Source organism: Pseudomonas baetica, assembly GCF_019733355.1.
Taxonomy (GTDB): Bacteria; Pseudomonadota; Gammaproteobacteria; order Pseudomonadales; family Pseudomonadaceae; genus Aquipseudomonas; species Aquipseudomonas baetica_A.
Genome location: NZ_JAIHLQ010000043.1, coordinates 1 through 20,119, shown reverse-complemented (window position 1 = coordinate 20,119; position 20,119 = coordinate 1). Strand labels below are relative to the sequence as shown.

The following is a 20,119-nucleotide window of genomic DNA, read 5'->3' as shown; positions in this document are numbered from 1 at the left end:
ACCGCTCGGCGCATCTTTATTCTTCGCACAACAAGAATAAGGAACCGTCATGTTCGATATCAGCACGTTCCCCAAAGCCGATGCCGTCCGCCGGGCTGCGCAGTTGAGTCAGGACGACTACCGACGCCTGTACCGCGAATCCATTGAACACCCCAGCGCCTTCTGGGCCGAACAGGCCACGCGGTTCCTCGAATGGAGCACGCCGTGGCAGACCGTTCAGCGTTATGACCTGAAAACAGGCGAAGCCTCCTGGTTTAGCGGCGGCCAACTGAACGTCAGTTACAACTGCATCGACCGCCATCTCGAACAACGCGGCGATCAGACAGCCCTGCTCTGGGAAGGCGATGACCCCGCCGAATCGGCGCAAATCACCTACAAAAAGCTCCATCACCATGTCTGCCGACTGGCCAACGTGTTGAAAAGCCGTGGCGTCAAGAAAGGCGATCGGGTGTGCATTTACATGCCGATGATCCCCGAAGCCGCGTACGCCATGCTCGCCTGCGCGCGGATCGGTGCGATTCATTCGGTGGTGTTTGGCGGCTTCTCCCCGGACTCCCTGCGTGACCGCATCCTCGATGCTGATTGCCGCACGGTGATCACCGCCGATGAAGGCGTGCGCGGCGGCAAGTTCGTCCCCCTGAAAAACAACGTCGACAAAGCCCTGCAAAGTTGCCCCGACGTCAGCACCGTCGTCGTGGTCGAGCGCACTCAGGGCAAAGTCGATTGGGTCGAAGGCCGCGATCTCTGGTATCACCAGGCCGTGCGCGAGGTCAGCGACGATTGTCCGCCGCAGGCGATGGACGCCGAGGATCCGCTGTTCATCCTCTACACCTCCGGCAGCACCGGCAAACCCAAAGGCGTGCTGCACACCACCGGCGGCTACCTGCTGCAAGCGGCGATGACCTTCAAGTACGTGCTCGATTACCGCGACGGCGAAGTGTTCTGGTGTACCGCCGACGTCGGCTGGGTGACCGGTCACAGCTACATCGTCTACGGCCCGCTGGCCAACGGCGCAACGACGTTGATGTTCGAAGGCGTGCCGAGCTATCCGAACAGTTCGCGCTTCTGGCAGGTGATCGATAAGCACAAAGTCAACATCTTCTACACCGCCCCCACCGCCCTGCGTGCGTTGATGCGCGAGGGTGCCGAACCGTTGAAGGACACTTCTCGCCAGAGCCTCAGATTACTCGGCAGCGTCGGTGAGCCAATCAACCCGGAAGCGTGGGAATGGTATTTCAATGTGGTCGGCGAACAGCGCTGCCCCATCGTCGACACCTGGTGGCAGACCGAAACCGGCGGCATCATGCTCAGCCCGTTGGTCAGCGCACAACGAATCAAACCCGGCTGCGCCTCGCAACCCATGTTCGGCGTACAACCGGTGCTGCTCAATGAGCACGGCAAGGAAATCAAAGGCGCCGGCAGTGGCGTGCTTGCCATCAAATCGAGCTGGCCGGCGCAGATCCGCAGCGTCTACGGCGACCCGCAACGGATGGTCGACACTTATTTCAAACCCTACCCCGGCTACTACTTCACCGGCGACGGCGCCCGTCGCGACGAGGATGGCGATTACTGGATCACCGGGCGTATCGACGACGTGATCAACGTTTCCGGCCACCGCATCGGCACCGCCGAAGTGGAAAGTGCGCTGGTGTTGCACGACAGCATCGCCGAAGCCGCGGTGGTCGGGTATCCCCACGACGTCAAAGGTCAGGGTATCTACGCCTTCGTCACGCCAATGAACGGCACCGAGCCGACTGATGACCTGAAGAAAGAACTGCTGGCCCACGTCAGCAAGGAAATCGGCAGCTTCGCCAAACCGGACCTGATCCAGTGGGCGCCGGCCTTGCCGAAAACCCGCTCAGGCAAGATCATGCGACGAATCCTGCGCAAGATCGCTTGCAACGAACTCGACAGCCTCGGTGACACCTCGACCCTGGCCGACCCGAGCGTAGTGCAAGGCCTGATCGACAAGCGCCTCAACCAGTAACATCCCGGGCGCGGTCAACCGAGCGCGCCCGCCCTTCACTAATGAGTGGTCATGGAATTCATCCGCCGCCGTATCGAAAACCAACTCATGAGCCTGACCGGTCTGTCTCTCGGTCAGCTCGATCTGGAAAACCCCAAGGGCGATCCCGGCCTGTTCGGTCCCGACTCAATCAGTTGGCAGGTGCACGGCGACTTCAGCAGCATGCTGATCGGTGGCATCAGCGCGTTGTTACTGCAAGCACTGCATCCGCTGGCACTGGCCGGAGTGTGGGATCACTCGAACTTTCGTGAAGACATGCTCGGAAGGTTGCGCCGCACCAGTCAATTCGTTTCCGGCACGACCTTCGGTTCGCGCCGGGACGCCGACTGGTTGATCGAGAAAGTGCGCACCATTCACCTGCAAGTGGTCGGTACCGCGCCAGATGGCCGGCCTTACGCGGCCAGCGATCCCGATCTGCTGACGTGGGTGCATGTGGCAGAAGTCAGCAACTTCCTTGCCGCGCATGTGCGTTACCGCAATCCGCAATTGTCGCTGGCGGATCAGGACCGTTATTACGCCGAAATCGCGGTGATTGCTGAACGCCTTGGCGCCCGGGATGTACCGAAATCGCGAGCAGCTGTGGCCCACTACCTGCAACGCATGCGCCCGCAGTTGTTGTGTGATGAACGCAGCCGTGAAGTCCTGCGCCTGCTGCTTGAAGCGCCAGCGCCGAGCGCTCTGGCCCGCCCGTTTGGCGATCTGATGATGAAGGCCGGTATCGACCTGCTGCCGGACTGGGCCAGCGACATGCTCAATGTCCGGCAGAACACGCTGCAACGGCAACTGATCCGCGCCAGCGTCAAGCGCAGCGCGCCGATGCTGCGCTGGGCGATGCGCAATGGTTCTGTACAACGGGCCAAGCGGCGGATGGGGCTGAGCTGACGCTCAGAGCAGTAAGCTGCAAGCTCGTAGCTCGTAGCTTCCCCCCAGTAACTGCTAAACTCCCGCGCCCCAATCCCCTCCAGCAAGGCGCCCGCATGTCTTCCTTGAATCAGGCGCTGCGCGCCGCCCTCGATCAACGCCAGGACTTGCTCGCTGAGTTGCACAGCCAGGGCACCGATTGCTATCGCCTGTTCCACGGCAGCCAGGAAGGCGCCGGCGGCCTGACCATCGACCGCTACGGCCCACAATTGCTGGTGCAAAGCTTCCACCAGACGCTGGAGCGTGACGATCTGCTGCAACTGCACGCCATGGTCAATCAAACCCTCGGCCTTGAGACGCTGCTGGTCTACAACGACCGCTCCCGTGGCAACTCGCGTATCGACCGCGAAGATCACGTCTACCGCGCCGATGACGCTGCGCTGATCGATCTGGTCGGTCATGAATGGGGCCTGAACTATCGCGTTCGCGGACGTCACGCCGGACAGGATCCGCTGCTGTTCCTCGACCTGCGCAACACCCGCGGCTGGGTCAAGGATCACGCCAAAGGCAAATCCGTACTCAACCTGTTTGCCTACACCTGTGGCGTTGGCCTCAGTGCCGCTGCCGGTGGCGCGAGTGAGGTATGCAATCTGGACTTCGCCGAAGGCAATCTGGCGGTCGGTCGCGAAAACGGCCTGCTCAACCCGACATTGCCGACGATGCAATTCATCCAGTCCGATTACTTCCCGGCGATCCGTCAACTCGCTGGCCTGCCAATCAGTCAGCGCCGAGGGCAGAAACTGCCCAGCTATCAGCGCCTCGAACAGCGCCAATACGATCTGGTGCTGCTCGATCCACCGGCCTGGGCCAAGAGCGCGTTCGGCACCGTCGACCTGCTGCGCGACTACCAAAGCCTGCTCAAACCGGCCCTGCTGACTACCGCCGACAACGGCGTGCTGATCTGCTGCAACAACCTGGCAAAAGTCAGCATGGATGACTGGCGCGAACAGGTTTTGCGCTGCGCCGAAAAGGCCGGACGCCCGGTGCGCGAATGGAGCGTGATGACCCCGGGCCGGGACTTTCCGTCGCAGGATCAACAGCCACCATTGAAAACCCTGATCCTGCAGCTCTGAGCCTCACTCACAACTTTCAGACACTTGCTGCAAGGTGTGAGCACTTCGGAACCAGAATCGCGTGCCATACTCCAAGGCACTCCGATTCAGACAGATGAAGCCGCACATGCACAAAGGATTGATTCGCGCGATTGGCGCCTTGTTGACCGCCCTGGCCCTCTACAGCCTGCTGGGGTTTCTGATTTTGCCGGGCATCGCCCTGCGCGTGGCCAATCAGCAACTGGCCAACTACGCGACGGTGCCTGCGCATATTCAGCGCATCGAACTCAATCCGTTCAGCCTTGAGGTCACCCTGTGGGGGTTGGGCATCGGCGAACCGGGCAAGGAACAAGTCGGCTTCGAGCGCCTGTATGCCAACCTGCAACTCGACAGCCTGTGGACAAAAGCGCTGCACCTGTCCGACATCGAACTCGACAAGCCCAAGACCGAAATCCTCTTCGCCAAGGACGGCAAGCTCAATCTGCTTGGGTTATTCAACATTCCCGCCAGCGAACCGACCCCGGCAGATCCAGATGCCAAGCCGTTTCCGTTGCGCATAGAACGGATCAAGCTGGCCGACGGCTATGTCCACTTTGAAGACGCGCGGCCCAGCGAGCCCATCGAATTCCTCTACGACAAACTCGACTTCGAACTGAAAAACCTCAGCACCCTTCCCGAAGACAACGCCGACATGACGCTGGTGGCCGCTGGCCCGGCCGGTGGGCAAATCGACTGGAAAGGCAACCTCAGCCTGATTCCATTCACCTCCGAAGGCACATTGAAAGTCACCGATGGCCAGATGAAATCCTTCTGGCCCTATGTGCGAGACGCGGTGCCGTTGGTGCTGGAAAACGGCGTGGTCAGCCTCAGTACCGACTACAAACTCAATCTGTCGAAAGAAACCGAATTGCTGCTCAACAATGTCGCGGTGAGCATTGCGCCATTCGCGATCAAAGCGCCGGACGGACGCCCGCTGGCGAAACTCGAACGCCTCGATGTCAGCGAAACCACGGTCGATCTGGCCAAACAGCAGGTCGTGGTCGGCAAGATCCGCAGCCAGAAACTCGAAACCTGGGCAGCCCTTGAAGCCGACGGCCAACTGGACTGGCAGAAACTGTTTGCCAGTCAACCGTCGAAACCTGCCGCCCAAGCCGCCGCCGAACCCAAGGCTACCCCGGCCGCCGCCGACTCGCCGAAACCCGAGTCCACCGCACCGAGCAAGCCGTGGCAAGTGCTGCTCAAAGACGTGCAATTGCGCAACTATCAAGTGCACCTGGCTGACCGCTCGGCCAATCCGCCCGTGGCGCTGGATGTCGGCCCCCTGAACGCGGATCTGCAGGATTTCGACAGCCTCAACGGCTCACCCTTCAAGGTCAAACTCGACACCGGACTGGGCAAGCAAGGCAAGGTCATGGCCGACGGCGTGGTCAACCTCGCCCCGGTTACTGCCCAGCTCAACGTGAAAACCCGGGACATCGACCTGCGTGTCGCGCAGTCCTACATCAACCCGTTCATTCGCCTGGAACTGCGTAGCGGCATGCTCGGCAGTGACTTGAAGGTCAACCTCAAGAGCACCGAGCCTTTGGCACTCAGCGTCACGGGGCGCGCCCAGATCGATCAACTGCACACCCTGGACACCCTGAAAACCCGCGATTTCCTCAAGTGGCAGCAAGTAGTGGTCGAGGGCCTGAACTATCAGCACGGCGACAGCTTGTCGATCGACAAGGTCAATCTGCTCCAACCGTATGTGCGGTTCATGATCAACGATGACCGCACCACCAACATCGATGACTTGCTGATCCCGCAGCCTGCCGACAGTGGCGCCAAAACCGCAGCAGCCAAACCGGCCAGCAAAGACAAACCGCTGGGTATTCACATCGGCGGCATCGCCATCAATGACGGCTCGGCCAACTTCGCCGACTTCAGCCTGACCCCGAACTTCGCCACCGCCGTCCAGCAACTCAACGGCCAGATCGGCACCATCGACAGTCGTGAGGCGAAACCAGCCAGCGTCGACATCAAGGGCAAGGTCGACCGCTATGCGCCAGTGACCATCAAGGGCGCGGTCAACCCATTCGATCCGATGGCCAGCCTCGACATCGCCACCAGTTTCAAACGGGTCGAACTGACCACGCTGACGCCCTACTCCGGCAAGTTCGCCGGTTACCGCATCCGCAAGGGCCGCCTCAATCTCGACCTGCATTACATGATCACCAAAGGCCAGTTGAAAGCCGAGAACAAAGTGGTGGTCGAACAGTTGCAGCTAGGCGAGAAAGTCGACAGTCCGGACGCCGTTAGCCTGCCGCTGAAACTGGCGATTGCCTTGCTCAAGGACGTCGACGGCAAGATCTCCATTGAATTGCCGGTAACGGGCGACTTGAACAACCCGCAGTTCAGCGTGATGCCGATTGTCTGGCAGACCCTGCGCAACCTGGTCGTCAAAGCCGCCGCTGCGCCGTTCAAACTGATTGGCGGGCTGGTCAGCGGTGGTGGTTCGCAAGACCTCGGCACCGTGTCCTTTGCCCCCGGTTCCAGCGAGCTGAACAAGGACGCCGAAGCGGCGCTGGTCAAGTTGTCCCAGGCACTCAAAGAGCGCCCGGCCCTGCGCTTGGAAATCGAAGGCACTGCCGCGAAAAGCAGCGATGGCCCATTGCTGGCCGAACAGCGTCTGGAGCGTGAATACCAGTACAACTACTACAAGATGCTCCAGCGTCGCGGCGACAAAGTCCCGGCTCAGGCGTCCTTGATCAACGTCCCCGATGGCGAGAAAGGTCCGCTGCTTGAAGGCATCTACCGCACCCGTCTGAAAACCCAGCCACCGGCTCAATGGAAGGATCTGGGCAAGGAAGAGCGCACCGCGAAAATGCGCGAGGGCGTGATCAACTTCTGGAGCGGCAGCGACGTGCTGCTGCGCCAGTTGGGCCAGGATCGCGCCAGCAGCATCAAGGATTATCTGGTGGACAAGGGCCAGTTGGCGGACGACCGCGTGTACTTCATCGACGCCAACCTTGGCGAGGCTGAAAGCGACGGTCGAGTGGTCACGCAAATGCACCTGGATGCTGAGTGATGAAGCGACAATGGCTGGCCGCGATGGCCCTGACACTCATTGCCGGAAACACTTGGGCGTCCGATACGCTGCGCTGCGGCAGCCAACTGGTCAGCGTCGGTGACCGCGCAAGCGAAGTGCTTCAGAAGTGCGGTGAGCCGGTCAGTCGTGACCTGTTGGGCTACAAGCGCAGCGCCGATGGCCGAGAAGAGTTTCAGATCGAGGAATGGACTTACGGCCCGAACAACGGCATGTACCAATACCTGCACTTTGAGGGCAACCGCCTGCGCCAGATCAACAGCAACCGCGGGAATTAATCCACAGCCCCCCGCAGTTTTTTTCTGGCACCCTGAAATAGAACAGGCCCCGACACAAGTGTCGGGGCCTGTAATGGTCACATCCATGTGACCAGTCGCATGAACTCTAAAGTGGCGACAGACGTATGGCTCGGCCCGTCTGTCGCGCCTTCTCCCGGTCCAGGCGAGAAGCCATTGCCTTACTCGGCTTTCAGGCCGTCAGCGGACACCGCTTTAACGCCTTTGATTTTCTTGGTGATGCTCACAGCCATTTCTTTTTGAGCATCGGTCACTGCAACAGTGGAGGACAGGGAAACGACGCCTTTGTTGGTTTCAACTTTGATGTCGGTGCCTGGGATGCCTTTTTCGGTCACCAAATCGCTTTTCACTTTGGTAGTGATCCAAGTGTCGGAAGTAGCTTCTTTAGCCTTGGTCATTTCACCGGCAGCCAGCGTCATGGGTGCCTGAGTAGCCTGGGTGGATTGTGCGAATGCACCGAAAGACATGGTCAGGGTCAGCGCGGTAGCAGCAGCGGCAGTGATAGCGAACTTCTTCATACGAGTAACTCCTGTTTTTCTGGAAAGTCTGCTGGATGTCTTGTCAGCAGGGTTACTGAAGATATTGCGAACGCTGTGCCAACTTTTATGACGCAATAAAAACGATATAAATCAACAACTTATAAATAAATCAAATTTTCGGATTCATGCAAATTGCATGACTTGCGCAATATGCACATGCAAGTTGCGGCTTTTGGAAAAGTTCCTAAGATGCTGAAATTATTGAGGCTTTTATAAAGCGCCGCGCCATGAAAAATGCCCCGCTGTGCGGGGCATTCCGTGACGCCGTTGAACGCCTCAGGCACCGCTGCCCGGGCAACCTTTAGGCGCGTAGTCGGGATTGACCGTGGACGCACAACTCCAAGTGCCAGAGGTACTGCCCGTTGCAGCGCCAGTGCGGGTCAATGTGATGATTTTACCCAACACGGGCCCCGGCGCGTTCACCAAAGTACAGGTGATGGTGCCAGCGCCTGTGGACGCTGTACCCGAAGCGGCCAGCGTGCAGTTGGAGGTGGTGGCCGTGGCACTGCCGGCGACGTTCGTCAGTGACGGATCAGTACCTTGATTGATGGTGTCTTCGAAAGGGACTTTCAGAGCACTGATTTCCGCCAACCCCGCCGTCACTTTCGACCGTGCCTGATATTTCGAATACTGCGGCAACGCGATGGTCGCCAGAATGCCGATGATCGCCACCACGATCAGCAGTTCGATCAGCGTAAAACCTTGTTGTTTTTTCATAGACACGCTCCATGCATGAGTCGAAATCTCATGATCTGAGAAGGACTGAGCATAGCCCATGCCAATCGCCATAAAGCCCTGCTGACTGGGCGCGAGCAGCGGGCGGCGCGGTTTCCTACAACCTGTAACCGCACTATCTGACACTTTTTGTCACCTGCATGGGCCGTGTTTGGCGCTGTCACTTGACTAGGCTATAAGTCATGAACGGCAAGTGCGCGGAATCCCCATGAATGACATCGCTCTGAGCGGTCTGGCCAAGCAATTGGTGCAGGCCGAACTGCTGACGGAAAAAAGCGCCCAGCAAGCCTGGCAACAGGCCCAGCGCGATAGGCTGTCGCTGGTCACTTATCTGGTACAGAACAAACTGCTGAAAAGCGCTCAGGTGGCCGAGATCGCCTCGGAGCACTTCGGCATGGCGTTCCTTGATCTCAATTGCCTGGACAAGGAAACCCAGCCCAAAGACCTGGTCAGTGAAAAACTGGTGCGCCAGCACCACGCCCTGCCCTTGTGGCGTCGCGGCAACAAACTGTTCGTGGGCATTTCTGACCCGAGCAATCATCAAGCGATCAATGACATCCAGTTCAGCACTGGCCTGAGCACCGAAGCCATTCTGGTGGAGGACGACAAGCTCACCGACGCCATCGAAAAATTCTTCGACACCCACACCTCAGGCCTTGAAGACATGGCCGATGTCGATCTCGACGGTCTCGATGTCGAAGCCATCGATGACAGCAATCAGGACGCCATCGGCGGACTCGATGTCGACGATGCGCCAGTGGTGCGTTTCGTCCACAAGATGCTGCTCGATGCGATCAAGAGCGGCTCTTCCGACTTGCACTTCGAGCCCTACGAGAAAAACTATCGGGTACGGGTACGCACCGACGGCATTCTGCGCGAAGTGGCCAAACCACCCATTCAACTGGCCGGGCGCATCGCCGCACGCCTGAAAGTCATGGCCAGCCTCGATATCTCGGAGCGCCGTAAACCCCAGGACGGGCGAATCAAAATGCGCCTGTCGAAGAGCAAGTCGATCGATTTCCGGGTCAACACCCTGCCCACTCTGTGGGGCGAAAAAGTGGTGATCCGGATTCTCGACCCGTCCAGCGCGCAGATCGGGATCGATGCCCTCGGCTACGAGCCGGCGCAAAAAGACCTGTACATGGCCGCGCTCAAACAGCCGCAAGGGATGATTCTGGTCACCGGCCCTACCGGCTCGGGTAAAACCGTATCGCTGTATACCGGCCTGAACATCCTCAACACCGTCGACATCAATATTTCCACCGCCGAAGACCCGGTGGAGATCAACATGGAAGGCATCAATCAGGTCAACGTCAATCCGAAACAAGGGCTGGATTTCGCCCAGGCCCTGCGTTCGTTTCTGCGTCAGGACCCGGACGTGATCATGGTCGGCGAGATCCGCGATTTGGAAACCGCCGAAATCGCGATCAAGGCTGCGCAGACCGGCCACCTCGTGCTGTCCACGCTGCACACCAACAGCGCAGCCGAAACCCTGACCCGCCTGCACAACATGGGCATCCCCGGTTTCAACATCGCCACCTCGGTCAGCCTGATCATTGCGCAACGGCTGGCGCGCAAGTTGTGCAGCCACTGCAAGAAACCCATCGAGATCCCGCGCGAAACGCTGATCAAGGAAGGCTTCCCCGAGGAACGCATTGGCAGTTTCACGATCTACGAGCCGGTCGGTTGCGATCATTGCAACGGCGGTTACAAGGGGCGTGTGGGGATTTATGAAGTGGTGAAAAACACACCGGAGCTGCAACGGCTGATCATGGCCGAAGGCAACTCGCTGGAAATCGACAGCCAGATGCGCCGTGACGGCTTCGACGACCTGCGCACCTCAGGCTTGCACAAGGCCATGCAAGGCATCACCAGCCTTGAAGAAATCAACCGGGTCACCAAGGACTGAACATGGCGGGCAAGGCAGCGAAAATCAGCGTCTACGCCTGGGAAGGCACGGACAGGAAAGGCAGCAAGATCACCGGCGAATTGAGTGGACAGAATCCCGCGCTGATCAAGGCACAATTGCGCAAGCAAGGTATCAACCCCGGGAAGGTGCGCAAGAAATCAGCTGTCCTGCTGAGTTTCGGCAACCGCATCAAGGCCCGGGACATCGCCCTGTTCACCCGGCAAATGGCAACCATGATGAAGGCCGGCGTCCCTCTGCTGCAATCGTTCGACATCATCGGCGAGGGCTTTGAAAACCCGGCCATGCGCAAACTGGTCGACGACGTGAAACAGGAAGTCGCTGCGGGCAACAGTTTCGCCAACGCCCTGCGCAAAAAGCCGCAATATTTTGACGAGTTGTATTGCAACCTGGTGGACGCCGGCGAGCAGTCCGGCGCCCTCGACACCTTGCTCGAACGCGTCGCGACCTATAAAGAAAAAAGCGAAAGCCTGAAAGCCAAGATCAAGAAGGCCATGACCTATCCGACCGCCGTGGTGTTGGTGGCTGGGGTCGTGACCGGGATCCTGCTGGTGAAGGTGGTACCGCAATTTCAGTCGGTGTTCGCAGGCTTCGGCGCCGAACTGCCGGCCTTCACCCTGATGGTGATCAACCTCTCGGAATTCATGCAGCAGTGGTGGTGGGCGGTACTCGGCGCACTGGTGGCGGCGGTGTTCGGCACCCGCCATGCGCTGAAAAAATCCCAGGGGTTGCGTGACCGTCGAGACACCTGGCTGCTGAAGCTGCCCTTGGTCGGCACGATGATGTACAAATCCGCCGTTGCGCGTTTCGCCCGAACACTGTCAACCACATTTGCTGCCGGCGTGCCGCTGGTGGAAGCCCTCGAATCGGTTGCAGGCGCCACCGGCAACGTGGTGTTCAAGCGTGCGGTGCTGCGGATCCGTCAGGACGTTTCTACCGGCATGCAGCTGAATTTTTCGATGCGCGCCACGGGCGTCTTTCCAAGCATGGCGGTGCAGATGACCGCGATCGGCGAAGAGTCCGGCGCACTGGACGACATGCTCGCCAAGGTCGCGGGGTTTTACGAGGACGAAGTGGACAACATGGTCGACAACCTCACCAGCCTCATGGAGCCGTTCATCATGGTGGTGCTCGGGGTAATCGTCGGCGGTCTGGTGGTGGCCATGTACTTGCCAATTTTCCAACTCGGCTCAGCGATCTGACATGCCTATCGACGAACTGTTTGCCCTGTATCCGCTGGCCTTTGTTTTCACTGCGCTGCTGCTCGGGCTGGTGGTCGGCAGCTTCCTCAATGTGCTGATCTGGCGCCTGCCGAAAATGCTCGAGCGTGATTGGCGCCAGCAGGCTCAGGATGTACTCGGCCTGCCCGGCGAAACGTCGCTGTCGACTTACAACCTGATGCTGCCTCACTCCGAGTGCCCGCATTGCGCTCATCGAATTCGCCCGTGGGAGAACATTCCGCTGCTCAGCTATCTGTGGCTGCGCGGACGCTGCTCTGCGTGCGCCGCGCCGATCAGCAAACGCTATCCGCTGACCGAACTGGCCTGCGGCCTGCTCTCGGCGTTCATCGCTTTGCATCTGGGTTTTGGCTGGCCGGCGTGCCTGTTGATCTTTCTGACCTGGGGCTTGCTGGCGATGAGTCTGATCGACACCGAGCATCAACTGCTCCCCGATGTACTGGTTTTGCCGCTGCTGTGGCTTGGGTTGATCGTCAACAGCTTCGGGCTGTTCGTGCCGTTGCACGATGCACTGTGGGGGGCGGTGGCCGGGTATATGGCGTTGTGGTCGGTGTTCTGGCTGTTCAAGCTGATCACCGGCAAGGACGGTATCGGTCACGGTGATTTCAAGCTATTGGCGTTGCTCGGAGCGTGGGGTGGCTGGCAGATTCTGCCGTTGACGATTCTGTTGTCATCGCTGGTGGGCGCAATCATCGGCGTGATTTTGCTGCGTCTGCGTCAGCAGAAAACCTCGACGCCGATCCCCTTTGGACCCTATCTGGCAATTGCCGGCTGGATTGCCTTGCTCTGGGGTGGTCAAATAACCGACTTCTATTGGCAGTTTGTCGGTTTGAAATGAATACCCCTGTGGAAAAAACCTGGATTCTCGGCCTGACCGGTGGCATCGGCAGCGGCAAAAGCGCCGCGGCCCAGCACTTCATCGACCTCGGCATCCATGTGGTCGACGCCGATCACGCGGCGCGCTGGGTGGTTGAACCAGGGCGCCCGGCGCTGGCGAAGATTGCCGAGCACTTCGGTGCTGGCGTGCTACAGGCTGATGGAACGCTGGATCGCGCCGCCCTGCGCAAGCTGATCTTCGAAGTCCCCGAAGAACGCCGCTGGCTCGAAGCCCTGCTCCATCCGTTGATCGCCGAGGAAATCGCCCATCATCTAGCGCTGGCAAAATCGCCCTACGCGATTCTGGTTTCGCCGTTGTTGATCGAATCCGGGCAATACGCGATGACACAGCGCATTCTGGTGATCGACGCTCCGCAACAACTGCAAATCGAACGCACCTTGCAGCGTGACCAGACCAGCGAACAGCAGGTTCAGGCGATCCTCAAGGCCCAGTCGAGCCGCGAAGACCGCGTGAGCCGTGCCGACGACGTGGTGGTCAACGACCGCGACCTCGCCTGGCTGCACAGCGAGGTCGAGCGTCTGCATGACTTTTACCTGACTTTAAGTGGAGGCCAATCATGAGCCAGATCCCAACCGTAGAATGCCCAACTTGCGGCGCGCCCGTTGAATTCACGCCTGAGAACACGTTTCGGCCGTTCTGTTCCGATCGCTGCAAACTGATCGACCTCGGCGCCTGGGCATCCGAAGAACACAAGATTCCGGTCGCCCCGGATGCCGAAGATGAACTGTTTTCCGGTGACTTCGACCCGCGTCACTGATCCCGTTCAGGGCCGCATGAAACCGTAGTCCTGATCGTCGTCGAGGTTCTGCGCCAAAAAGCGCAACTCGTCGGCCAGGTCTTCGGCGTTGCGCACGGTCCTGCTCTGTTGCACCACTGCGCTGAGCAAGGCGCGCAGGCTCAAACCCGGATCGAACCCCACCTCCTGCGCCATCTCCAGACTCTGCCGGGTCTCATGTCTTGCCCACTCGTAAACACTCATGCTGCTGCTCCTGAAGGGATTTGCACGAGCATGAAATTTCCCGCGTGTGGCGGGTTTGATATGGATCAAGATTTGGGATCGTCGTCCTTCCACGGCGCCGAAAGGTAGCGGGTGCGGTTGAATGTCTCCAGCCATTCCGGGCAGAACACCACCAGCGCACTGATGACCATGCCGTTGATGAATGCTTCGGGAAAGATGATCAGCCACACGTAGCCAATGAAGTCCTCCAGCCACTCTGGCATGGCAAAGAGGCCGTCGTACCAGAGCAACGTCAGACTGAACAGCAGGCACATCAACGCCGACAATGCCGCCGCCAGAAACCCGGAACAGAAGATGTAAACAAATGGATTACGCGGTTGCGCACGCTCGACGAGGATCGCCACGCACTCAGTGACCAGCACGGGCAGCACTATGAACAGTGAGCCGTTGACCCCAAGCGCTGCGAGGTCCTGACGTCCGAGCAGCACCAGGCCGACTTGCGCCACTAGCCCGCCAACAACCGCCAGCGGCCAGTCCAGCAGCAACGTCACTGCCGTCATGCCGATGAAGTGATAAGACACTCCCGTGTCAAAATCCCTGCGCACCAGCCACAACAGAAACAGCGCGAACACCGTGCCGAACAGCAAATGCTGACGGCGGCGGTCGCTGAACAATTCGACCCAAGGTGCGCGAAAGATCGCCCAGAGCAGCACCGGCGAATAAATCAGCCAGCCCAGTACCAGGCTTTCAGTCGACAGCACCTCGGCGCCGATCATGGCCGCGCGTTCTCCAGTGCCTCGCGCAGTCCGGCGGCGTTGGCATATTCATGCTGTTCAAGCAATCGGCCATCTTTCAGTTGCAGCCACAACACCTGACCTTCTGCGCCGGGGTAGCGCGACGTGACGCGACCCTCGCGGTCGAGCATGACCCGATAGCTGTAGTCACGCATGGCGGGCACAGCGAACATCTTGGCAATCAACGTCGGCATGCGCTGGATGTCGGCAACGAACACCGCGTGACGCGCCTCCAGATAGCCCTTGGGCTGATCCTTCAGCGCTTCCTTGATCAGCTTGGCGCCCTCCATGTCACGGGCCACCAGCAGCGTCGTGGTCGTGCTGTCGAGTGTGTATGCCTGATCGTTCTGATCCAGCAACGTCCAGGGGGCGAGTTGCTCGCCGGTATCGAGCGCATGAGCCAACAGCGGAACAAGAGCGAACAACAGTAACCAGCGTGATTTCACGTTCAATCCCCTCGGTTTACGTTCAATGGACGATTTCCGTCAGTCTACACCGCCCATCCAGACTGCCCACTGACGCACTTTGCCACGCAAGGCTTTCTGCTTGTCGCATTTGAACGCTAAGCTTGGGCCTATGGATGACTCAGATTATTTACGCCTGCTGACCATCGCGGCCGAGCAAGCCAACGCGTTCCTGTCCAATGCCCGCAAATGGGAGCGTGAGCGTTGGGTCTGCCAGCGCCTGCTGCAAGGCCTCAACATTCCCTACCGCGCCGACGAGTTCGCCCCGGCCGGCGAGCCGCCGGACGTGTTGTTTCGTGATGCCAATTTCGAGGTGTTCTTCGTTCTGGATGAAGGGCGGCGACTCAACGATGAATGGCGCGACGAATTGCAGCGCCGGCGCAGTGCATTCTCCCTCAGCCAACTGGTGCGCCGCGAAGCCAAGCCGCGACGGATTCCGGCCAATGAATTTCTGCTCAGACTGGCGCCGACCTTGCGCAAGAAAGCCCACAACTACAAGGAGCGCGGCATGGATCTGGGCGAACTGGACATCATCGCTTTCGCCAGCCTCAAGCGTGAGGTTCTGGATCTCAACAGCCACTTTCCGCCCCCCACCGAATATTTGCGCCAAGGCTGGCGCTCGCTGTCCCTCGTCGGCCCGACGTTCGCCCGCGTGTTGTTCGCGCACCCCGATGCACCGGATTTTCTGCGCAGCAACCTGGGCCGTAGCATCGTTTTCGACGTAGGAATCAGCCTGTGACGCCACTTCAACAATTGATCGCCGACGTACCGCAAACCGGCCGTGTGCGCTGGATCGGCGTGCGACCAGAATCCCGTGGGCCGATGATCGAACTCGATGCCGTGGAAGCGCGGCTGGAAGCCGGACTGACTGGCGATCACGCTCGCCCCGGCATCCGCAACGCGCGGCAGGTGACGCTGATCCAGTGGGAGCATCTCGCCGTGATCAGCGCCTTGATGGGGCGCTCGCACGATCAACCGGTCAAGCCTGAGGATCTGCGGCGTAATCTCGTTATCAGCGGCATCAACCTGTTCAGCCTCAAGGGCCGACGCTTTCGCATCGGTCAGGCGATTTTCGAGACAACGGGCTGGTGTCAGCCTTGCGCCCGCCTGCAAAACAACCTCGGCCCCGGCACCTTTCAAGCGGTGCGCGGGCATGGCGGAATCACCGCACGAGTGTTACAAAGCGGGATCATTCGCCTCGACGACGGTGTGTCCGTCGAACCTGTTCCGGACAGCGGCTATGCTGCGTTCAACCCCGGTTGAAAACCGCTGTAGCTTCTGCACATTCAGCAACGTCTACCTGACGAGGCCATTATGACCAGCCGCCTGAACCCCGAAGATCAGAAACATGTCGAAGAGTACCTGCAACTGTCCCAACACCGAGTCGAGCGCCGGCCTTTCCGGCCGTGGATGCTCCTGGTGCTGGTGCTGGCAGTGACCATTGGTCTGGGCCTGCTGAGCCGATTTATCAGTTACCTGACGCTATGAGCTGCATCGCGCTCGCTCGGGTAACCGCACCGATTTCCTTTAAAAACCTTGCGAGTTATCCCCATGTCCCATCGTATTGTTATTGTCGGCGGCGGCGCCGGCGGTCTGGAGTTGGCTACCCGTCTGGGTAAGACTCTGGGCAAGCGCGGCACGGCCAGTGTGATGCTGGTCGACGCTAACCTGACGCACATCTGGAAACCGCTGTTGCACGAAGTGGCCGCCGGATCGCTGAACTCTTCCGAAGACGAACTCAACTATGTCGCCCAAGCCAAATGGAACCACTTCGAGTTCCAGTTGGGCCGCATGAGCGGGCTGGATCGCACACAGAAGAAAATCCAGCTGGCCGCGACCTATGACGAAAACGGCATCGAACTCGTGCCTGCGCGCGAAGTGCAGTACGACTCGCTGGTGATCAGCGTCGGCAGCACCACCAACGATTTCGGCACTGAGGGCGCAGCGCAGCACTGCCTGTTCCTCGACACCCGCAAACAAGCCGAGCGTTTCCACCAGCAACTGCTCAACCACTATCTGCGTGCGCACGCCGGGCAAACCGATGTGGTCGAGCAGATCAGCGTGGCCATCGTCGGCGCTGGCGCCACGGGCGTCGAACTGGCAGCGGAACTGCACAACGCCGCCCATGAACTGGCGGCTTACGGGCTGGACCGGATCAAACCGGAAAACATGCACATCACCCTGATCGAGGCCGGGCCACGGGTGTTGCCTGCCCTGCCAGAACGCATCAGCGGGCCAGTGCACAAGACCCTGGAGAAACTCGGGGTCAATGTGATGACCAACGCCGCAGTCAGCGAAGTGACGGCGGACAGCCTGATCACCGCCGACGGCAACGTGATCAACGCCAGCCTGAAAGTCTGGGCAGCCGGCATTCGTGCACCGGGCTTCCTCAAGGACATCGACGGACTGGAAACCAATCGCATCAATCAACTGCAGGTGCTGCCAACCCTGCAGACCACCCGCGACGAGAACATCTTCGCCTTCGGTGACTGCGCCGCGTGCCCGCAACCGGGCTCCGACCGCAACGTACCGCCACGCGCGCAAGCCGCGCACCAACAAGCGTCGCTGCTGGCCAAATCGCTGAAACTGCGCATCGAAGGCAAGACCCTGCCGGAGTACAAATACACCGACTACGGCTCGCTGATCTCGCTGTCGCGTTTTTCGGCTGTGGGTAACTTGATGGGCAATCTGACCGGCAGCGTGATGCTCGAAGGCTGGCTGGCGCGGATGTTTTACGTGTCGCTGTATCGCATGCACCAGATGGCGCTGTACGGGCCGTTCCGCACGGCGATGCTGATGCTGGGCAGCAAGATTGGCCGCGGGACTGAGCCTCGCCTGAAACTGCATTGATGTAAAAACCTGTGGGAGCGGGCATGCTCGCGAAGGCAGTGGATCAGTCGGCCAATGTGCTGGCTAATAGACCGCTTTCGCGAGCAAGCACGCTCCCACGGGGTTTGTGTTGAGCGAAAGACGAGGTGCCTGACTGAGCTCACCACCGTTCTTTGCGCCGGCCAACTTACAACTGGAATCGCCGCACCATGCCCTGCAAGGCATTGGCCAGTTGCGACAACTCATGACTGGCAGCGCTGGTCTGGTCGGCTCCGGCAGCGGAACGCACAGAAAGGTCGCGAATATTCAACAGGTTGCGATCCACCTCCCGCGCCACCTGAGCCTGTTCTTCGGCGGCACTGGCAATCACCAGGTTGCGCTCATGGATCTCATGCACCGAAGACGTGATGGTTTGTAGCGCCTCACCCGCACGCTCAGCCAATTTCAGCGTGGTCGTGGCTCGCGCGGCACTGGCCTGCATCGAATCGAGCGCCAGGCTCGAACCGTTGCGCATGCCTTGCACCATCTGCTCGATCTCTTGGGTCGATTGCTGCGTACGATAAGCCAGCGCTCGCACCTCATCGGCGACGACAGCAAAACCTCTACCGCTCTCGCCTGCCCGTGCCGCCTCAATGGCCGCATTGAGCGCCAGCAGGTTGGTCTGCTCGGCAATCGCCCGGATCACGTCCAGCACTTTGCCAATGTCCTGCGATTGGTTGGCCAACGACTGCACCAGATCCCCCGTGTGTTGCACATCGCCGACCAGCGCATTGATGGCACTGGCAGTTTCACTGACCCGCTCTTGCCCCAGATGCGCCGATTCACTGGATTGCCGGGTGGCGTCAGACGTCGACACCGCGTTGCGTGCAACCTCTTCCACGGCCGTGGTCATCTCATTCACAGCCGTCGCTGCCTGCTCAATTTCGTTGTTTTGCTGTTGCAGGCCTTGTGTGCTGTCGAGCGTCACCGCACTGAGCTCGTCAGCAGCGGTCGCTAACTGCGTGGCCGAACCGCTGATCCCTTGCAGGGTTTCGCGCAGGTTCTGCTGCATGGTCGCCAACGCTTTGAGCAAGCGGCTGACTTCGTCGTTGCCGTGGGTCTCGATGGGGCGGGTCAGGTCCCCTTGCGCCACACTCTCCGCGGCGCTGACAGCGCTACTTAGCGGGCGCACGATGCTGCGGGTGAGCAACATCGCCAAAGCGACAGTCGCCAGCGCTGCCAGAGCGATGAACACGCTAACGATCATTCGCGACGTTTCATAGTGCGCTGCAGAGTTCTGGCTTTCGACGGCAACCTGTCTGGCGAACAGATCCGCCAGATCATTGAGCTGTTTACCGGAGCCGTCGACCACGGTTTTCATATCGACCAGCAGCAGCTTGGTCAGCTCACCCCGCTTGCCCTGCTCTGCAAAGGTGAAGGATTGCGCAATGCCGGTACGGTAAGCCGCGAAGGTCTTTTTGAACTGATCATAAATCTGCCGGCCTTCGGGGGTGGTGACCAGTTTGTCGTAAGCGGCGATTTTCTCGCTCAACTCTTTGTCACGGATGTCCATCTGGCTGCGGTAAGTGGCGATGTTCTTCGGATCCTGATCCAGCGCCATGCGCAAAGAAATGGTGCGAATACGCAACATCAGTTCGCGAATTTCGTCTCCGCCGCGAATGCTCGGCAACCACTGATTTTCTACCGCAACCTCACTGTCGCGAATACTCGACATCTGTCCGAGCGCAAACACCCCAAGCAATGCCACCAGTACCGCGATCAGGGCAAAGCCCAATGCTGCTCGAGGAGCAATATTCAACTGACGAAGCAACATGACGAGCGCCCTTATTCTTGTAGTGGTCAGAATCAAGGGGCAAAGCAATGGCAGCCCCCTCTTGTTAGCGGGCTATCGGCAAGTTGTACGATGACTTGAAGGGATTTGTCTTTCGTGAGGACAAAAAAAATCCCCGTATCTTTCGATACGAGGATTTTTAATATGGTCGGGGTAAGGGGATTCGAACTCCTGACATCCTGCTCCCAAAGCAGGCGCGCTACCGGACTGCGCTATACCCCGGTAAAAAAAAGGCGATCCTTTCAAAGATCGCCTTCTTCGATCAGCGCTTTTGGCCTCTGATCTTAAGATTCGATCCCAGCGCTAACTGGTTTCAAAAATGGTGGGTCGTGTGGGATTCGAACCTACGACCAATTGGTTAAAAGCCAACTGCTCTACCAACTGAGCTAACGACCCAAAAATGGTCGGGGTAAGGGGATTCGAACTCCTGACATCCTGCTCCCAAAGCAGGCGCGCTACCGGACTGCGCTATACCCCGGTTTGAAATTGGCTCCGTGACCAGGACTCGAACCTGGGACCCAATGAT

19 protein-coding genes, 3 tRNA genes and 2 pseudogenes are annotated in these 20,119 nt (G+C 59.3%); 14 read left to right on the top strand and 10 right to left on the bottom strand.

Annotated elements, in window-relative coordinates; translation table 11 throughout:
- Positions 1-49: 49 nt before the first annotated feature.
- From acs to K5E40_RS28420, 5 genes are all read left to right on the top strand, one after another.
- Positions 50-1,987, top strand: coding sequence for an acetate--CoA ligase (gene acs / locus K5E40_RS28440; protein ID WP_221733570.1), 1,938 nt, complete (start codon positions 50-52; stop codon positions 1,985-1,987).
- A gap of 51 nt (positions 1,988-2,038) precedes the next feature.
- Entirely contained in the window at positions 2,039-2,908 is an 870-nt protein-coding gene (locus tag K5E40_RS28435; protein WP_221733569.1) for an oxygenase MpaB family protein, read from the top strand.
- 95 nt (positions 2,909-3,003) lie between these two features.
- Entirely contained in the window at positions 3,004-4,020 is a 1,017-nt protein-coding gene (locus K5E40_RS28430; protein ID WP_221733568.1) for a class I SAM-dependent rRNA methyltransferase, read from the top strand.
- Between the two features lie 94 nt (positions 4,021-4,114).
- Positions 4,115-7,066 (top strand): DUF748 domain-containing protein, encoded by a 2,952-nt coding sequence (locus tag K5E40_RS28425; RefSeq protein ID WP_221733567.1) that lies wholly within the window; start codon positions 4,115-4,117, stop codon positions 7,064-7,066.
- Positions 7,066-7,362, top strand: coding sequence for a DUF2845 domain-containing protein (locus K5E40_RS28420; RefSeq protein WP_221733566.1), 297 nt, complete (start codon positions 7,066-7,068; stop codon positions 7,360-7,362). The genes K5E40_RS28425 and K5E40_RS28420 overlap by 1 nt, the downstream gene beginning before the upstream one ends.
- A gap of 179 nt (positions 7,363-7,541) precedes the next feature.
- Here the strand turns inward: K5E40_RS28420 and K5E40_RS28415 are convergent, their stop codons facing one another.
- Positions 7,542-7,898, bottom strand: a complete 357-nt coding sequence (locus K5E40_RS28415) for a BON domain-containing protein (RefSeq protein WP_221733565.1) — start codon at positions 7,896-7,898, stop codon at positions 7,542-7,544.
- A 297-nt stretch (positions 7,899-8,195) separates the two neighbouring features.
- Positions 8,196-8,636, bottom strand: a complete 441-nt coding sequence (locus tag K5E40_RS28410; protein WP_221733564.1) for a pilin — start codon at positions 8,634-8,636, stop codon at positions 8,196-8,198.
- A gap of 226 nt (positions 8,637-8,862) precedes the next feature.
- On the opposite strand from K5E40_RS28410, the gene pilB reads away from it, so the two are divergent.
- From pilB to yacG, 5 genes are read left to right on the top strand one after another with little or no spacing between them, the layout of a single operon-like run.
- The gene (pilB, locus tag K5E40_RS28405; protein WP_221733563.1) at positions 8,863-10,563 is read left to right on the top strand and encodes a type IV-A pilus assembly ATPase PilB; all 1,701 of its coding nucleotides are present in this window, start codon (positions 8,863-8,865) and stop codon (positions 10,561-10,563) included.
- A 2-nt stretch (positions 10,564-10,565) separates the two neighbouring features.
- Positions 10,566-11,783 carry a type II secretion system F family protein gene (locus K5E40_RS28400; RefSeq protein ID WP_221733562.1) on the top strand — a complete coding sequence of 406 codons (1,218 nt, stop codon included), beginning with the start codon at positions 10,566-10,568 and terminating at the stop codon, positions 11,781-11,783.
- A 1-nt stretch (position 11,784) separates the two neighbouring features.
- The gene (locus K5E40_RS28395; protein ID WP_221733561.1) at positions 11,785-12,657 is read left to right on the top strand and encodes an A24 family peptidase; all 873 of its coding nucleotides are present in this window, start codon (positions 11,785-11,787) and stop codon (positions 12,655-12,657) included.
- A complete protein-coding gene (gene coaE, locus K5E40_RS28390) occupies positions 12,654-13,277 on the top strand; it encodes a dephospho-CoA kinase (protein ID WP_221733560.1) in 624 nt (207 codons plus the stop codon). The genes K5E40_RS28395 and coaE overlap by 4 nt, the downstream gene beginning before the upstream one ends.
- On the top strand, positions 13,274-13,474 hold the full coding sequence (gene yacG, locus K5E40_RS28385) for a DNA gyrase inhibitor YacG (RefSeq protein ID WP_221733559.1): 201 nt from the start codon (positions 13,274-13,276) through the stop codon (positions 13,472-13,474). Before coaE ends, yacG begins: the two co-directional genes overlap by 4 nt.
- A gap of 6 nt (positions 13,475-13,480) precedes the next feature.
- Here the strand turns inward: yacG and K5E40_RS28380 are convergent, their stop codons facing one another.
- From K5E40_RS28380 to K5E40_RS28370, 3 genes are all read right to left on the bottom strand, one after another.
- Positions 13,481-13,696, bottom strand: coding sequence for a hypothetical protein (locus tag K5E40_RS28380; RefSeq protein ID WP_221733558.1), 216 nt, complete (start codon positions 13,694-13,696; stop codon positions 13,481-13,483).
- Positions 13,697-13,761: 65 nt separating this feature from the next.
- Positions 13,762-14,451, bottom strand: a complete 690-nt coding sequence (locus tag K5E40_RS28375; RefSeq protein ID WP_221733557.1) for an energy-coupling factor ABC transporter permease — start codon at positions 14,449-14,451, stop codon at positions 13,762-13,764.
- Positions 14,448-14,915 carry an FAD/FMN-containing dehydrogenase gene (locus K5E40_RS28370; RefSeq protein ID WP_221733556.1) on the bottom strand — a complete coding sequence of 156 codons (468 nt, stop codon included), beginning with the start codon at positions 14,913-14,915 and terminating at the stop codon, positions 14,448-14,450. Before K5E40_RS28370 ends, K5E40_RS28375 begins: the two co-directional genes overlap by 4 nt.
- 130 nt (positions 14,916-15,045) lie before the next feature.
- Here K5E40_RS28370 and K5E40_RS28365 point away from each other — a divergent pair, with 130 nt between their 5' ends.
- The 4 genes from K5E40_RS28365 (at position 15,046) to K5E40_RS28350 (ending at position 17,783) form a co-directional block, all read left to right on the top strand.
- A complete protein-coding gene (locus K5E40_RS28365) occupies positions 15,046-15,672 on the top strand; it encodes a DUF1780 domain-containing protein (RefSeq protein ID WP_003228301.1) in 627 nt (208 codons plus the stop codon).
- On the top strand, positions 15,669-16,196 hold the full coding sequence (locus K5E40_RS28360) for an MOSC domain-containing protein (RefSeq protein ID WP_221733555.1): 528 nt from the start codon (positions 15,669-15,671) through the stop codon (positions 16,194-16,196). The genes K5E40_RS28365 and K5E40_RS28360 overlap by 4 nt, the downstream gene beginning before the upstream one ends.
- A gap of 51 nt (positions 16,197-16,247) precedes the next feature.
- Entirely contained in the window at positions 16,248-16,421 is a 174-nt protein-coding gene (locus K5E40_RS28355; protein WP_007909875.1) for a DUF3094 domain-containing protein, read from the top strand.
- A 63-nt stretch (positions 16,422-16,484) separates the two neighbouring features.
- Positions 16,485-17,783 carry an NAD(P)/FAD-dependent oxidoreductase gene (locus K5E40_RS28350; protein WP_221733554.1) on the top strand — a complete coding sequence of 433 codons (1,299 nt, stop codon included), beginning with the start codon at positions 16,485-16,487 and terminating at the stop codon, positions 17,781-17,783.
- A gap of 166 nt (positions 17,784-17,949) precedes the next feature.
- On the opposite strand, the pseudogene K5E40_RS35795 reads toward K5E40_RS28350, so the two are convergent.
- The 5 genes and pseudogenes from K5E40_RS35795 to K5E40_RS28330 all read right to left on the bottom strand — a co-directional run.
- Positions 17,950-18,675: pseudogene (locus K5E40_RS35795) on the bottom strand (methyl-accepting chemotaxis protein); the annotation flags it as partial.
- A 129-nt stretch (positions 18,676-18,804) separates the two neighbouring features.
- Positions 18,805-19,575: pseudogene (locus K5E40_RS35790) on the bottom strand (MCP four helix bundle domain-containing protein); the annotation flags it as partial.
- Positions 19,576-19,738: 163 nt separating this feature from the next.
- Positions 19,739-19,815: transfer RNA gene (locus K5E40_RS28340), tRNA-Pro, on the bottom strand.
- Positions 19,816-19,913: 98 nt separating this feature from the next.
- A tRNA-Lys gene (locus tag K5E40_RS28335) sits at positions 19,914-19,989 on the bottom strand.
- 5 nt (positions 19,990-19,994) lie between these two features.
- Positions 19,995-20,071, bottom strand: a tRNA-Pro gene (locus K5E40_RS28330).
- Between the last annotated feature and the right edge of the window lie 48 nt (positions 20,072-20,119).

Bases quoted from the DNA above. Each gene is read 5' to 3' on its own strand.
- acs (WP_221733570.1), top strand. From the start codon at position 50: ATGTTCGATATCAGCACGTTCCCCAAAGCCGATGCCGTCCGCCGGGCT.
- K5E40_RS28435 (WP_221733569.1), top strand. From the start codon at position 2,039: ATGGAATTCATCCGCCGCCGTATCGAAAACCAACTCATGAGCCTGACC.
- K5E40_RS28430 (WP_221733568.1), top strand. From the start codon at position 3,004: ATGTCTTCCTTGAATCAGGCGCTGCGCGCCGCCCTCGATCAACGCCAG.
- K5E40_RS28425 (WP_221733567.1), top strand. From the start codon at position 4,115: ATGAAGCCGCACATGCACAAAGGATTGATTCGCGCGATTGGCGCCTTG.
- K5E40_RS28420 (WP_221733566.1), top strand. From the start codon at position 7,066: ATGAAGCGACAATGGCTGGCCGCGATGGCCCTGACACTCATTGCCGGA.
- K5E40_RS28415 (WP_221733565.1), bottom strand. From the start codon at position 7,898: ATGAAGAAGTTCGCTATCACTGCCGCTGCTGCTACCGCGCTGACCCTG.
- K5E40_RS28410 (WP_221733564.1), bottom strand. From the start codon at position 8,636: ATGAAAAAACAACAAGGTTTTACGCTGATCGAACTGCTGATCGTGGTG.
- pilB (WP_221733563.1), top strand. From the start codon at position 8,863: ATGAATGACATCGCTCTGAGCGGTCTGGCCAAGCAATTGGTGCAGGCC.
- K5E40_RS28400 (WP_221733562.1), top strand. From the start codon at position 10,566: ATGGCGGGCAAGGCAGCGAAAATCAGCGTCTACGCCTGGGAAGGCACG.
- K5E40_RS28395 (WP_221733561.1), top strand. From the start codon at position 11,785: ATGCCTATCGACGAACTGTTTGCCCTGTATCCGCTGGCCTTTGTTTTC.
- coaE (WP_221733560.1), top strand. From the start codon at position 12,654: ATGAATACCCCTGTGGAAAAAACCTGGATTCTCGGCCTGACCGGTGGC.
- yacG (WP_221733559.1), top strand. From the start codon at position 13,274: ATGAGCCAGATCCCAACCGTAGAATGCCCAACTTGCGGCGCGCCCGTT.
- K5E40_RS28380 (WP_221733558.1), bottom strand. From the start codon at position 13,696: ATGAGTGTTTACGAGTGGGCAAGACATGAGACCCGGCAGAGTCTGGAG.
- K5E40_RS28375 (WP_221733557.1), bottom strand. From the start codon at position 14,451: ATGATCGGCGCCGAGGTGCTGTCGACTGAAAGCCTGGTACTGGGCTGG.
- K5E40_RS28365 (WP_003228301.1), top strand. From the start codon at position 15,046: ATGGATGACTCAGATTATTTACGCCTGCTGACCATCGCGGCCGAGCAA.
- K5E40_RS28355 (WP_007909875.1), top strand. From the start codon at position 16,248: ATGACCAGCCGCCTGAACCCCGAAGATCAGAAACATGTCGAAGAGTAC.
- K5E40_RS28350 (WP_221733554.1), top strand. From the start codon at position 16,485: ATGTCCCATCGTATTGTTATTGTCGGCGGCGGCGCCGGCGGTCTGGAG.